This is a genomic window from Corynebacterium fournieri (genome assembly GCF_030408775.1).
GTDB lineage: Bacteria > Actinomycetota > Actinomycetes > Mycobacteriales > Mycobacteriaceae > Corynebacterium > Corynebacterium fournieri.
Genome location: NZ_CP047210.1, coordinates 1,328,251 through 1,341,286 on the forward strand (window position 1 = coordinate 1,328,251; position 13,036 = coordinate 1,341,286).

The window sequence follows — 13,036 nt, forward strand, 5'->3', positions numbered from 1 at the left end:
GGCCTACCTCCCCGCCTCCCGCAAGCGGCGCTCGAAATCACGGCGGCGGCTGGGCTTTTTCGCGTCCGCCGGCCACAGCGGCTGCAACATGTGCCAGTCAGCGGGGTGCGCGGCGATGTTGGCTGCAAACAAGTCCGCGACACGCTGCGCAGTCTGCTCGAGCGTGGCTACTTCCACCGGCGCGGACACGCTCATGCCCCACTCCGGACGGAGCCGGGTACCGCAAAACCAGGAGTGCGCCACAAGCAGCGCAGCCCCGGTGTCCATGGCCAGCTTCGCCGGCCCGGCTGGAAACGTCGTTTCCTCGCCGAAGAACGTCACAGGCACACCGTGCCCGGAAAAGTCGCGCTCGCCCAATAGGCACACCACGCCGCCGGCTTCCAGCGTTTCTTTGAGCTGCTCGTACGGCGGCCGTTCGCCGCCTGTCAGCGCCACTACCTCAAAGCCGAGGGACTGGCGGAACTGGACGAACGCGTCAAACAACGCCTCCGGTTTCAGTCGCTCCGCCACCGTGGTGAACCCTCCGTAGTTTTGCACCAGCCACATTCCGGCCATATCCCAGTTACCGGAGTGTGGCAGCGTGATCACCGCCCCGTTGCCTTTTGAAAGCGCGCGGTCTAAGTGTTCACGGCCGACCAGGCCCGCAGACAGGGAGGCGTCAAGCTGCGGATCGCCTGCGAGCCGCGGCAGCCGAAACGCCTCCAGCCAGTAGCGGGCATAAGAGCGCGTGGCGTCGCGCACCAGTTGGCGGGTCACATGTTCCGGCCCGACTACGCGGGCCAAGTTCCGGCGCAGCATATCCATGCCTGCGCCGTCGGCGGAGATCTGGTCCGCCGCGATCTCGGCGGCGCGTGCGGTCAGGGGTGCCGGCAGCGCGCCAACGATCTTCCATCCGGCGATGTAGCCGGCGGCGGTGAGCCGCTCCCGCACCGAGGCCATCTACGCCCCCGCCGGCGGGGCGATTGTGGCGTTCGCCCCCTCATCGCGCTTGGCAAAGATGAGTCGCTGCACCACGGTGAATACGGAGCCGACCAGCAGGATCCACAGCGATACCTCCACTGCGTGCGGCACGCCGAAGCCCTCGAGTGCGATGCCGCCGAGTCCGAGGATGAGGCGCTCCGGGCGCTCGATCAACCCGCCCACGATCTTCAATCCGCCAGCTTCGCCGCGGGCCTTGATGTAGCTGATGGTCTGCGAAAGGACGAGCACCGCCAGGCACACTGCCACGTTGACCGGGGCGGCGTCCGCCACGTAGATCATCCAACACGCGATGGCGCCGAACAGTGCACCGTCGGTGAGCCTGTCGCAGCTGGCGTCCAGCGTTGCGCCGAACGCCGTGCCTCCGCCGCGCAGCCTGGCCATCGTGCCGTCCACCATGTCGAAGGCGGCGAACAACAGGCTCAGCACAGCAGCAGCAACCAGGTGGTCGGTGGGGATGAGCACCATCGCCGTGAGCATGGTCAGTGCTGTGCCGACCGCCGTCGTCGCGTTCGCGGTCATGCCGATGTTCAGCAGCCCCTTCGCCACCGGCTCCACCACCACGGCAGCCGGCTTTCGCCCGTGCACGCTAAGCATCGCGTTGCCCCGCTTCCTTTTCGTCAATCTCGCGCCAGCCCTCGGCAAGCAGCGCGCGGGTGTCTCGCAGAAGTTGCGGCAGGACCTTCGTGCCGCTGACGACCGTCATGAAGTTCGAGTCGCCGGCCCACCGCGGCACCACGTGCATGTGCAAGTGGTCGCCCACGGACCCGCCGGACGCCTTGCCCAGGTTCAGCCCAACGTTAATCGCTTCCGGTGAGGAGACGCGCTTGAGCGTTTTCACCGCGTGTTTGGTAAACGCCATCAGCTCGGCGGTTTCCTCGTCGGTGAGCGCCTCAAGCTCCGCAACCTTGCGGTACGGCACGACCATGAGGTGGCCGGCGTTGTACGGGTACAGGTTGCACACCGCGTACACGGTCTGGCCGCGCGCGATGATCAACCCGTCCTCGTCGCTCATTGTGGGGATTTCCAAAAAGGGGTCGCCTTTGCTTCGCGACGCTCCTTCGGTCTCCCCCGCCCCCTCATCCGCTGCGGGCATGGACGCGATGTAGCTCGAACGGTACGGCGCCCACAGGCGGGAGAGGCGGTCCGGGTCGCCTACGCCGGTGTCGGCATAGGTCTCACCGTTAGTTGCGGGTTGCAACGGTGGCCTCATTCGGTTGGTCGTTGCGCTTGGCGGTGACCCACTCGGTGATGATCTCCACTGCGTCGTCCACCGGCACGCCGTTGATCTGGGAGCCGTCCAGGAAACGGAAGCTGACCGCGTTCGCCTCCACGTCTCGCTCGCCGGCGAGCAGCATGAACGGCACCTTGCCGGTGGTGTGGGTGCGGATCTTCTTCTGCATGCGGTCATCGGAGTGGTCGACCTCCGCGCGGATGCCGCGTTCGCGCAGTGCGCCGATAACACCGTCCAGGTGCTCGCCAAAGGCGTCGGCCACGGGGATGCCCACCACCTGGTGCGGCGCCAGCCACGCCGGGAATGCGCCGGCGTAGTGCTCGAGCAGCACGCCGAAGAAGCGTTCGATGGAGCCGAACAGAGCGCGGTGAATCATCACCGGGCGCTTCTTCGAACCGTCGGAGGAGGTGTAGGTCAGGTCAAAGCGCTCCGGCAGGTTGAAGTCGAGCTGTACGGTGGACATCTGCCAGGTGCGGCCGATGGCGTCGCGCGCCTGCACGGAAATCTTCGGGCCGTAGAAAGCTGCACCCGCCGGATCCGGCACCAGTTCCAGGCCGGACTTTTTGGCCACGGACTCCAGGATGCTGGTGGAGCGCTCCCAAATCTCGTCGTCGCCGATGTATTTGTTCGGGTCCTTGGTGGACAGCTCCAGGTAGAAGTCGTCCAGGCCGTAGTCCTGCAGCAGGGAGATGATGAACTCCAGCACGCTGGTCAGCTCTTCTTCCAGCTGCTCCTCGGTGCAGTAGATGTGGGCGTCGTCCTGCGTGAAGCCGCGGGCGCGGGTCAGGCCGTGGACCACACCGGACTTTTCGTAGCGGTAGACGGTGCCGAACTCAAACAGGCGCAGCGGCAGCTCACGGTAGGAACGGCCGCGCGAATCGAAGATCAGGTTGTGCATCGGGCAGTTCATCGGCTTGGCGTAGTAGTCCACCGGCTGCTTCGTCACGTTGCCGTCCTCGTCGACCTCGCCGTCGAGCTTCATCGGCGGGAACATGCCGTCGGCGTACCAGTCCAGGTGGCCGGACTTCTTAAACAGGTCGCCCTTGGTCACGTGCGGGGTGTTGACGAAGGAGTAGCCGGCGGCGACGTGGCGCTCGCGGGAGTGCTGCTCCATGGTCATGCGCACGATGCCGCCGTCCGGGTGGAACACCGGCAGGCCGGAGCCGACCTCATCCGGGAAGGAGAACAGGTCCAGCTCGTTGCCCAGGCGGCGGTGGTCGCACTTTTCCGCCTCCTCGAGCATTGTCATGTATTCCTCGAGCTTGTCCTTGGATTCCCACGCGGTGCCGTAGACGCGCTGCAGGCCGGCGTTGTTCTGGTCGCCGCGCCAGTAGGCCGCGGACGAGCGCGTCAGTGCAAATGCCGGAATGTACTTGGTGGTGGGCACGTGCGGGCCGCGGCACAAGTCGTGCCACTCGACCTCGTTGGTGCGCGGGTTGACGTTGTCGTAGTGCGTCAGCTCGCCGGCGCCGACCTCGGTGGCCTCGTCGGAATCTGGGTCGACGTTGCCCTTGTCGTTGATCAGCTCAAGCTTGTACGGCTCGTCCTTCAGGTCAGCGGCGGCCTCCTCCGCAGAGGCGTAGACGCCGCGGACGAACTTCTGGCCCTGCTTGATGATCTTCTTCATGCGCTTTTCCAGCGTCTTCAGATCCTCGGGCGTGAACGGCTCCGCCACGTCGAAGTCGTAGTAGAAACCGTCGTTGATGGCCGGGCCGATTCCTAGTTTGGTGCCGGGGAACTCGGCCTGGACGGCCTGGGCGAGCACGTGGGCGCAGGAGTGGCGGATGACGGAGCGGCCCTGCTCGGTGTTCGCGGGCACCGGAATAAACGTCGCGGTCGTGTCGGGGACGTACGAGAGGTCTTTAAGGTCGCCCTGTTCATCCTGGACGCACACGATGGCGCCCTCCCCCTTATTGGGCAGGTTCAGCTCCCGCATGGCGGCGCCGACGGCGGTACCGGCGGGAACCTCGAACGGTGCGAACTCGACTGCTGCTTCGATGGACATATCTGTCGTGCGCTCCTTTGCGCTTCACTGGGACACGGCATACCTGGACGCGACCCATCCTCTACGTTCTCTCCTGACGGCGCTCGGGGCGCGCCGGACGCCAGGGATTCTACCCCCGGCCACCCGAAAGTACTGTCTCGCCCCAGTACGTGTCGCCGCGTGCGCTGCCTTGCGACGTCCCTTCGGGCGCCGCCGTGCCCGGCGGGATCCAATACACCGCGGAACCGATGTGGGTGGTCCACTCGTTGAGGCGGTCCACCTCCATGAGCCGTTGCAGCACCGGCGTGAACTGCACGTCCGGGTCTTTCTGATAGGCCAGGAAGATCAGCCCTGCGTTGGACAGCTCGCCCAGCGCCGGCGGCAGCGTGTAGCTGTAGGGTCGGCGCAAAAACCGCTGCTCCGGATGGTTTGCAGGCGGCATCGCGCGCGCCATGTGGGAGTTTTTGTCGATGGCGGGAAGCCCGTACTCGTCCGTGGCTTCCATGTCCGGGGCATCGTATTCGTCGCCGCCGGTCAGCGGAGCACCGTCGTCAAGCTTGCGCCCGACTGCTACCTCGCGAGACGCGCGGTCGAGGCGCTCCCAGTTATCCAGGTCCATCGTGATGCGGCGCACCACGAGCGAGGACGATCCGTCGTCCGCGAACACCTGCTGCTGGAAGTCCTGGTCTGTTTGCGGGTTGACGGTGCCGTCTACTTGGCCGAACAGGTTGCGCGGTGTCTGGCCCTTCGGGATGGACCCGTAGGCGTTGACAAAGCCCTGCTGCAACCAGGCGGTTTCCACGTAATCCATCCCGGCACGCGTCATGTGGCGCAACGCCCATGCGCACATCACTGGATCGTCCGAGCAGATTTGCAGCACCAGATCCGTCTGTCCCCACTGCGCTTGCAGCTGTTCGCGTGGCACGGTAGGGATGTCGTGCAACCAGTCCGGTTTCGCATCCGGGTTTGCGAGCTCGAAGATTCGCTGGCCGAACCCGCAGGTGATGGTGAGATTCGCCGGCCACTGAACCATCTCCGGTTCCAAGCTGGACAGCGGGTTTCGGCCTGCGGTGAGCTCGCGGGCGTCTTCGGTCCACAGCCGCATCAGCCTGGCGACGCCTGCCGCGTCCACCGCGTCTTTAAGGTTGAAACCGGCGAGGTTCAACGACGCCTGCGACGGGGTCTGAATGCCCGCCTGGTGTTCGCCGTCGAAGGCGACAGCCGCTTCTGTCAGCGGCTCGCTGTTCGGCTCCGAGTTGCTCGGAGGATCGTCGCAGGCAGCGAGCAGCATGCCTGACGACGCCACGCCGACCGTCCCGGCCGTCCCCTTCAAAAACCCCCGCCGGCTCACACCTGGCATGATGCGCCCTCCTTAGTGGCTGTGCTCAGCGTGCTCAGCGTGCCCAGAGTGCTCAGCATGGCCGCCCATGTCGTGTCCGGCTTGATCGCCATAGCTTTCATTGCCCGGCAGCATGGTGCGAACTGCGACGTCGGGGATGGTAACGGTGCTGCCGCCCTCGAGCAGCAGCGTGACGTCGATGGAGTCGCCCGCCTCGATCGCCGGGGCGTAGCCCATCACCATGAAGTGGTCGCCACCTGGGGCGAGCTCGTGCGTGCCGCCCGCGGGGACGTCGAAACCGCCTTCCTTTTCACGCATCTTGCCGTCGACCACCTCGTGAATCTGGTAGGTGGCATCACCAAGCGACGTAGTGAACCCAACCACAGTGATGTCCTTGTCCGTGGTGTTGCGCAGCGTGCCGAAGATCGAGGTCATGTCGCTGCCATCGGCTGCATCATTCGCCGCCTTCGCGCGAACAGCTCCCCGGTCGAGAGCGACATCACCGTCGGCGAAGTCGCCTGCCGGATCACTAGTGGCCACCTCGGACGTTGCCTCGTTGTATGACGACTGCTCCTGCGTCGCAGAATCACTCGCCTCGTCGCTGCATGCGGCGAGAACCATTGCGGAGGCTACGAGCCCGGAAATCAGAGTCTTTTTCATCGCTGTCTCCTACTTCTCGTCGCGGCTGGTGTCCGGCTCGTTCTGCTTCGAACGCTTCATCAGTGCGCGCCCTGCCACGATGACGCCGAGGGCGACGACAAACGCGATCAGGAATGTCTTGAGCAAGCTAGAGCTATCGGTTTCGTTTTCAGAGGTTTTTTCGGCTTCCTCCGCTGCGCCCTTCTGCTCGCTCTTCTCCTGGCTCTTCTCCTGGGCAGTCGCCGCTTCGGACTCGCCTGCAGGATCAAACGTGAACGAGGTCATGCCCTTCGTTGCGTGCCCGTCAGAGGACACGATCTGGTAGCCGACCTTGTAATCGCCCGCCTCCGGGGCGAGATCCGCCGGAAGGTCGAGGGTGACATTGCGGCCGTCAATTTCGGGCTCGCCCGAGTAAATCACGTCGGCAGAGCCGTCAGCTTCGCGCGAAATGGCCACGGTGCTGAAGCCGTCCTGGACCTCACCGGAAAACTCGAGCAAGACAGTATCCGGAAACTGCGAGATCACTGCGCCGTCTTCAGGGTTTGAACCGATCACGGAATCGTGGGCGAGAGCCGGCGCTGCAGAAAGGACCGTCGTCGCCGCGATAGCGGCCACCACTCCCCCTCGTCGTGCGGTAGTCGCAATGTGCATGACATCTCCTTACAGGTAAAACCTTCGCGCCGATTGGCGCTTAGCTTCAGTAGTCGGATGCGACCAAACGTTAGTTCCCTGACCCCCGCTGCGAAAACATAAGAGCCGTCAGCCCCGCACCGCTAGTCGGGCCGCAAACGCAAAAAGCCGCCTGCTTGGAGGCGGCTTCTGATTTTGTGGTCCTAGCTGGGATCGAACCAGCGACCTTTCCGGTGTGAACGGAACGCTCTTCCACTGAGCCATAGGACCGAACGAGTTGAAAGATTACACGCCGCACCCGAAAGTACCGAATCGGCAGGTCATGCGGGGTATCGCGGAGAGCCGAAGGTGAACGTCGCCAAGCAAGAGTCCCCGCGACAGGAATGACACCCGCGTAATTTCCAAAAACGCGCACAGAAACGGCTGTGACGTGCCGATTTGGAAGGGAGTGCGGAATGCGGATAAGGTTTGTTCTCGCACTCAGCACGAACAGTGCAGAGAGCATGCGGATGTAGCGCAGTTGGTAGCGCATCACCTTGCCAAGGTGAGGGTCGCGAGTTCGAGTCTCGTCATCCGCTCCAGTTCCCAAGGGAACTTGAGCGCGATTAGCTCAGCGGTAGAGCACTACCTCGACACGGTAGGGGTCACTGGTTCGATCCCAGTATCGCGCACAGAGGGTTTACCCCTCGCAAATTGAATAACAATGCGGATGTAGCGCAGTTGGTAGCGCATCACCTTGCCAAGGTGAGGGTCGCGAGTTCGAGTCTCGTCATCCGCTCCAAGTACTTCGGGGTACACCGAATACTTCGGAGGTAACTCCACGGTGGATTGGTCGAGTGGTTAGGCAACGGTCTGCAAAACCGTGTACACGGGTTCGATTCCCGTATCCACCTCCAAACTTAACTAGCCTCGCGCGATTAGCTCAGCGGTAGAGCACTACCTCGACACGGTAGGGGTCACTGGTTCGATCCCAGTATCGCGCACTGGAATCCTTGCTGGATTCCTATGCAGACGAACGTTTGCATTGCGGATGTAGCGCAGTTGGTAGCGCATCACCTTGCCAAGGTGAGGGTCGCGAGTTCGAGTCTCGTCATCCGCTCCACTCCCCGGCCCAGGTTCTGCCTGGAGCCGGGGTTACTCTTTTGCGCATGACTACTTGTGCAAGCGATTTGATCGGTCCCGTCCTCGACAGCGCAGAGTGCGAAACCCGAGCCGCGATGGTGATGACTATCTTCGGCGCCTTCGGACGCAGAGGCACTTCCGCGGTGCTGGGAAACGACCTCGACTCGCAGCTCCTCCACGCTTTGCGCTCGTGGGCCGACGTGGTGCTCGTTTCCGCCGGCACTGTCACGGCGGAGGCCTACGGTCCTGCAGACACGCCCATCGCCATCCTCTCCCGTTCCCTCAACATCAAGCCCAATGCCGGAGTGTTCAAGGGACGCGACGCCATCATCGTCTGCCCGGAAGATTCACTGCTCGACGTCACGCTCAACAACAAACGCGCCGCGTTAGAACGGGCGGGCGCTCGATTTGTGGCCGCTGGCGAAGGCACCGCAGCTGAGATTGTGGAGGCGTTGCACCGGGAGGGATTCAAGCGCATTGCCTGCGAGGGCGGCCCCAGCGTGTACGCCGACATGATCGCAGACAACCAGATCGATGTCCTGCACATCACCCTCGATCCCACCGTGAGCGACGCCGACGGCCCATGGGGCATGGACAACCTGGCCCAGCAGCCACCGTTTGAAGATCGCTACACGCTGGAGGCCACGCATGCTTCCGACCTCGAGGCAGACTCAGGCGATTCTGTGTTGTTCCTGCGATACCGGAGCGTGCGCGAAAGGTAAGCACATCCCGCCAGGTACGGTTAGGCGCGTGATTGCTTCCCCACCGACGCATACAAGGCCGCTGAGTAGCAGTACCGCTAACCAGCAGGACCCATCTGCGGTGCCGACTGCCTCTTTCGCGCCTGCCGTGACCGCAGCTGTTTGGCCGATCGCGGTGCTGCTCGTCCTACACCGTTTGCTCATTTTGGCGCGGGATGGCTCGGTCACAGACGACTTCACCACGGTGTGGTCGGCGGCGCGCCGCTTTGTGGAGCGGGTCCCCGTCTACAACGAGGTCTACAGCCACGTCGACCCGCACTACCTGTACAACCCTGGCGCGACGCTGCTGTTATCGCCACTGGGGTTGTTCTCGGACATGGCGACGGCGCGCCCCGTGTTCATCGCCCTAAACGCGGCTTGCATCATCGCGGCGCTGGCCTGGCTGACGCGCCTGTGGGGCCGCCCGCTGTCCGGACCGACTCTGCCGGTCGCCATCGCCCTGGCGTTTTGCACGGAGGCTGTGACCAACACGTTGGTCTTTTCCAACATCAACGGCGTGCTTCTGCTCGCGTTGGTTACCTTTATTGCACTGCTTGGTTCTCGACGCGACATCGCTGCAGGTGTGGTGCTTGGGGTGGCTATTTTGGTCAAGCCCATGTTCGCCCCGCTGGTGATCCTTCCGTTGCTGCAGTTGCGCTGGCGCCCTCTGATTGGAGCAGTCGCCGTGCCGGTGCTGATGAACCTCATCGCTTGGCCGTTGACCCCGGGCGCACGCGACTACCTCGATGTAGTGGTGCCGTACCTGCGCACCACCCGTGACTACGCCAACTCCTCCCTGTCTGGCTGCGCCGTCTACTTCGGCATGCCCGCCTGGGCGCACATCGTGCTGTTCGCCTTGTTGGCCGCGGCGGTTGCCGCCGCTGTATTAGGTCTGGCCAGAGTCCGGCAGACCGAGGAGCTGCTGTACCTGTCTGTGGGTTCGGGAGTGCTGCTGGCAGGGGTTTGCCTGCTGTCCTCGCTAGGCCAGGCCTACTACTCCATGACGTTGTTTCCCGCGCTGTTTTCCGTTTTCCATCCCGCGAGCCCACTGCGCAGTTGGCCTGCGTGGCTGGGTGCCGCGCTCTGCCTTTCCCCGTTGAGCTGGACCAGCTCCGCGCATCCGCTGGAGGGCGCCTGGCTAAATACGTTCCTGCCCACTGCCGGGTGGGCGATATTTATTGTTGCGTGCGCAGGCTGGGTATTGTCGGGGCTATCCTTGCGGACACCTTCGACGGAAAGGACTGTGCGATGAGCGAGCAGACACCGAATTACTTGGACTTCACGGACGCACAGTGGCGCGAGAAGCTCTCTCCTGAGGAGTTCCATGTCTTGCGCGAGGCTGGCACTGAGCCTCCGGGGGTCGGCGAGTACACCAACACCACCACCGAGGGTGTGTACCGCTGCCGTGCGTGCGGGGCGGAGCTGTTCCGCTCCTCGGAGAAGTTCGACGCTCACTGCGGCTGGCCGTCATTTTTTACCCCGCTTGCGGGCGATGCCGTCATCGAGCGCGAGGACACCTCGCTGGGCATGGTGCGCACTGAGGTGCTGTGCGCCAACTGCGGCTCGCACCTGGGCCACGTGTTCGCCGGCGAGGGCTTCGACACCCCCACCGACCTGCGCTACTGCATCAACTCCATATCGCTGACGCTCGACGAAGCGTAGAGCAGGAGCTTGACCGCTCCACCTACGGCAGCATCTCGATAATCTCGGCGATGTCGCCCACGCGGCGGCCCGTCTGGAACGGGATCTCCTCGCGCACGTGCAGGCGTGCCTCGGTGTAGCGCATCGTCTTCATCAGCGCTTCGATGCGCTCCAGCGTGGGCGCCTCGAACGCCAGCATCCACTCGTAATCGCCCAAGGTGAACGCCTCGACGGTATTCGCCCGCACGTCGGCGAAGTCGCGTGCTGCCATGCCGTGCTCGGCGAGGATGCGGCGCCGCTCCTGCGGATCCATCACGTACCAGTCGTAAGAACGGACAAAGGGGTACACCGTGATCCAATCGCCCGGCTCTTCACCCATGATGAAGCTGGGCAGGTGGGATTTGTTGAATTCCGCAGGGCGGTGCAAGCCGTTGCCGATCCAGCTGACCTCCACACGCTGCCCGAAAGACGTCTCGCGGCGGAAATCGGCCAACGCCTTTTGCAGGTGCTCGAACTCCTCGGCGTGCCACCAGATCATGAAGTCCGCATCAGCCCGGATTCCGGTGTTGTCGTAGATGCCGCGGACAGTGACGAGGCCCTGCTCTTCCAATCCAGCGAAAAATGCGCGAGCTTCGTCGATAAGCTCCGCTCGCTCATTGCCCAGCGCACCAGGGATGGCGCGGAAGACCGCGAACTGGAGGAAGCGCTGCGTAGCGTTGAGTTTGTCAAAGTCGAGCTTTGCCATGGATTTTGCCCCTTTCCTGCCACACGGCAGATCAAACGAAAGTCGTATGAGATTCTACGCCGTCGCTTCTCGGACTCACGGCGCGCCTCCCCCACCACCGCCGGTTGCTGGATACGTTTGACCCTGTGATGAAACCGGACACCACCTCCCCCATGTCCGCCGGCGGCGCGGGCGAGAGCAGGCAAGACCACGGCAGCAGCGAAACCTGGCCCGCAGAATTCAGCGCGGCAGTGGAATCCATGCACGCCGCGCGCCTGCGCCCCGAAATCACCCTGGGCACCATCCGCCCGCCGCAGCGCCCTGCGCCGTTCAGCCACGCTGTCGGCCTCGAGGTCGCGCACGCTGACGAGGACCACGTGCCCGTCGATTCCGAAGGCGACGCGTTCGGCCGCCTCATCCTGCTGCACTCCCCCGCCGCCGAGGAGGCGTGGGAAGGCACCATGCGCCTCGTCGCCTACATCCAGGCAGACATGGACGATGCCGTCGCCTCGGACCCGCTGTTGCCGGATGTGGCGTGGCAGTGGCTCAACGAGTCGCTCGCCGAAACTGGCGCTGGCTACACCAACCTCGGTGGCACCGTCACCTCCACCGCATCGGTACGCTTCGGCGAAATTGGTGGCCCGCCGCGCGCGTACCAGTTGGAAATGCGCGCGTCGTGGACCGCGGAAGGCACCGACCTGCAGCACCATGTCGAGGCATTTGCCAAGGTGCTAGCACACGTTGCGGGCCTGCCCCCAGAAGGTGTGTCCCAGCTCAGCCCGCGCTAGTTTTGTCCGTATGCGTCACCGGCTGGACTACGTTTTAGTTGACTCGCCCGCCGCTTTTGAACAAGCGGCGGGCGCGCTCGCGCGCGGGCGGGGCCCGTTCGCAGTGGACACCGAACGCGCCTCTTCATTTCGCTACGGCAACCGAGCCTTCTTAGTGCAGGTGCGCCGCCGTGGCGCGGGAACGTTTCTCATCGCACCCGAAGGACACCGCGATGAAGCACAAGAGGCCTTCGCCCCAGTACTCAACGGCGCAGAATGGATCATCCACGCCGCCGGCGAGGACCTGCGCAGCCTGGCGCACCTAGGTCTTCGACCCGGCGTGCTCTTCGACACTGAGCTCGCTGCACGACTCGCTGGTTACAGCCGCCCCAACCTGGCGGCGATGGTTGAGCGTTTTGTCGGAGTCGAATTGGAAAAGGGGCACGGCCACGAAGACTGGTCCCGCACACCGCTGCCGGCAGCGTGGCAGGACTACGCCGCGCTCGACGTGGAATATCTAAACGAACTCGCCGAGGCTCTCACTGAAGTCCTCGACGCCGACGGCAAACTCGAGTGGGCGTTCCAAGAGTTCAACCACCTCATCACCGCCTATTCGCTTTCCCCCCAAAAGGAAAAGACGTGGCGCGACATCAAGGGGTTGTCCTCACTGCGCAACCAGTCGAGCCTCCAGGTAGCACGCGAGCTATGGAACTCACGCGAGGAGCTCAGCGCCCAGAAGGACATCTCCCCCGGCCGGCTGCTGTCCAACCGGGCATTGGTGGACATTGCGAGAGCAGAACCAGCCACGTCCCGCGACCTGACTTCCGCCGCCGGTCGGGGACATCTGCCCCCGCGGGAAGTGCGGCGTTGGCTGAGCGTGGTCGAGACCGCGCTTGAAGCTGACCCGGCCACGTGGCCGAAGCGCCGTGAGCCGAGCCCGGACGCCACCCCGTCGAAATCCGGCTGGGAGCGCCATTACCCAGATTCGTGGCGGGTGCTGCAGACGTGTCGTGCCGAGATCGCACGGGCCGCCTCCGATTTGGATGTCCAGCCCGAGATCTTGCTTACCCCCGCCATTTTGCGGGAGGCGGTGTGGAATGCGCCGACAAGCGAGGCGTGGGATACGCACCAGGCTGCCGCCGCGCTTCAAACTGCAGGTGCGCGCCCCTGGCAAGTTGCTATCACCGCGCCGATCCTCGCTGCCGCCCACGCAGAGATGACTGCGTCCGACTAGGACT

The 13,036-nt window shown here is 64.0% G+C and carries 13 protein-coding genes and 7 tRNA genes; 11 read left to right on the forward strand and 9 right to left on the reverse strand.

Going from position 1 to position 13,036, the window contains the following annotated elements; genetic code table 11:
* Window positions 1-3: 3 nt before the first annotated feature.
* The 8 genes from CFOUR_RS06440 to CFOUR_RS06475 all read right to left on the reverse strand — a co-directional run bounded on the left by CFOUR_RS06440 (window position 4) and on the right by CFOUR_RS06475 (window position 7,074).
* Window positions 4-939, reverse strand: a complete 936-nt coding sequence (locus CFOUR_RS06440; RefSeq protein ID WP_085958074.1) for a phosphatidylinositol mannoside acyltransferase — start codon at window positions 937-939, stop codon at window positions 4-6.
* Entirely contained in the window at window positions 940-1,575 is a 636-nt protein-coding gene (gene pgsA, locus CFOUR_RS06445) for a phosphatidylinositol phosphate synthase (protein ID WP_085958075.1), read from the reverse strand. It lies immediately after the preceding gene.
* On the reverse strand, window positions 1,568-2,191 hold the full coding sequence (locus CFOUR_RS06450; RefSeq protein ID WP_085958076.1) for an ATP adenylyltransferase: 624 nt from the start codon (window positions 2,189-2,191) through the stop codon (window positions 1,568-1,570). Before CFOUR_RS06450 ends, pgsA begins: the two co-directional genes overlap by 8 nt.
* Window positions 2,163-4,217 (reverse strand): threonine--tRNA ligase, encoded by a 2,055-nt coding sequence (gene thrS / locus CFOUR_RS06455; protein WP_085958077.1) that lies wholly within the window; start codon window positions 4,215-4,217, stop codon window positions 2,163-2,165. Before thrS ends, CFOUR_RS06450 begins: the two co-directional genes overlap by 29 nt.
* Before the next feature lie 109 nt (window positions 4,218-4,326).
* A complete protein-coding gene (locus CFOUR_RS06460) occupies window positions 4,327-5,556 on the reverse strand; it encodes a Dyp-type peroxidase (protein ID WP_085958078.1) in 1,230 nt (409 codons plus the stop codon).
* A 12-nt stretch (window positions 5,557-5,568) separates the two neighbouring features.
* Window positions 5,569-6,195: a copper chaperone PCu(A)C gene (locus tag CFOUR_RS06465; RefSeq protein WP_085958079.1), complete on the reverse strand. Its 627-nt coding sequence runs from the start codon at window positions 6,193-6,195 to the stop codon at window positions 5,569-5,571.
* Between the two features lie 9 nt (window positions 6,196-6,204).
* A complete protein-coding gene (locus CFOUR_RS06470) occupies window positions 6,205-6,825 on the reverse strand; it encodes a copper resistance CopC family protein (RefSeq protein ID WP_085958080.1) in 621 nt (206 codons plus the stop codon).
* A 177-nt stretch (window positions 6,826-7,002) separates the two neighbouring features.
* Window positions 7,003-7,074 (reverse strand) — tRNA-Val (locus CFOUR_RS06475).
* Window positions 7,075-7,309: 235 nt separating this feature from the next.
* On the opposite strand from CFOUR_RS06475, the gene CFOUR_RS06480 reads away from it, so the two are divergent.
* The 9 genes from CFOUR_RS06480 (at window position 7,310) to msrB (ending at window position 10,328) form a co-directional block, all read left to right on the forward strand.
* A tRNA-Gly gene (locus CFOUR_RS06480) sits at window positions 7,310-7,385 on the forward strand.
* A gap of 18 nt (window positions 7,386-7,403) precedes the next feature.
* Window positions 7,404-7,475, forward strand: a tRNA-Val gene (locus CFOUR_RS06485).
* Between the two features lie 34 nt (window positions 7,476-7,509).
* A tRNA-Gly gene (locus CFOUR_RS06490) sits at window positions 7,510-7,585 on the forward strand.
* A 41-nt stretch (window positions 7,586-7,626) separates the two neighbouring features.
* Window positions 7,627-7,700 (forward strand) — tRNA-Cys (locus CFOUR_RS06495).
* Between the two features lie 15 nt (window positions 7,701-7,715).
* Window positions 7,716-7,787: transfer RNA gene (locus CFOUR_RS06500), tRNA-Val, on the forward strand.
* A gap of 43 nt (window positions 7,788-7,830) precedes the next feature.
* A tRNA-Gly gene (locus CFOUR_RS06505) sits at window positions 7,831-7,906 on the forward strand.
* Between the two features lie 46 nt (window positions 7,907-7,952).
* The gene (locus CFOUR_RS06510; protein WP_085958081.1) at window positions 7,953-8,648 is read left to right on the forward strand and encodes a dihydrofolate reductase family protein; all 696 of its coding nucleotides are present in this window, start codon (window positions 7,953-7,955) and stop codon (window positions 8,646-8,648) included.
* A gap of 127 nt (window positions 8,649-8,775) precedes the next feature.
* A complete protein-coding gene (locus CFOUR_RS06515; RefSeq protein WP_230471850.1) occupies window positions 8,776-9,918 on the forward strand; it encodes a glycosyltransferase family 87 protein in 1,143 nt (380 codons plus the stop codon).
* The gene (msrB, locus tag CFOUR_RS06520; protein WP_085958083.1) at window positions 9,915-10,328 is read left to right on the forward strand and encodes a peptide-methionine (R)-S-oxide reductase MsrB; all 414 of its coding nucleotides are present in this window, start codon (window positions 9,915-9,917) and stop codon (window positions 10,326-10,328) included. Before CFOUR_RS06515 ends, msrB begins: the two co-directional genes overlap by 4 nt.
* Before the next feature lie 22 nt (window positions 10,329-10,350).
* Here msrB and hemQ read toward each other — a convergent pair whose 3' ends face one another.
* On the reverse strand, window positions 10,351-11,052 hold the full coding sequence (gene hemQ / locus CFOUR_RS06525) for a hydrogen peroxide-dependent heme synthase (RefSeq protein ID WP_085958084.1): 702 nt from the start codon (window positions 11,050-11,052) through the stop codon (window positions 10,351-10,353).
* Between the two features lie 152 nt (window positions 11,053-11,204).
* On the opposite strand from hemQ, the gene CFOUR_RS06530 reads away from it, so the two are divergent.
* Both CFOUR_RS06530 and CFOUR_RS06535 read left to right on the forward strand, forming a co-directional pair.
* On the forward strand, window positions 11,205-11,819 hold the full coding sequence (locus CFOUR_RS06530) for a DUF3000 domain-containing protein (protein ID WP_085958497.1): 615 nt from the start codon (window positions 11,205-11,207) through the stop codon (window positions 11,817-11,819).
* A 10-nt stretch (window positions 11,820-11,829) separates the two neighbouring features.
* On the forward strand, window positions 11,830-13,032 hold the full coding sequence (locus CFOUR_RS06535) for an HRDC domain-containing protein (protein ID WP_085958085.1): 1,203 nt from the start codon (window positions 11,830-11,832) through the stop codon (window positions 13,030-13,032).
* The last annotated feature ends 4 nt before the right edge of the window (window positions 13,033-13,036 follow it).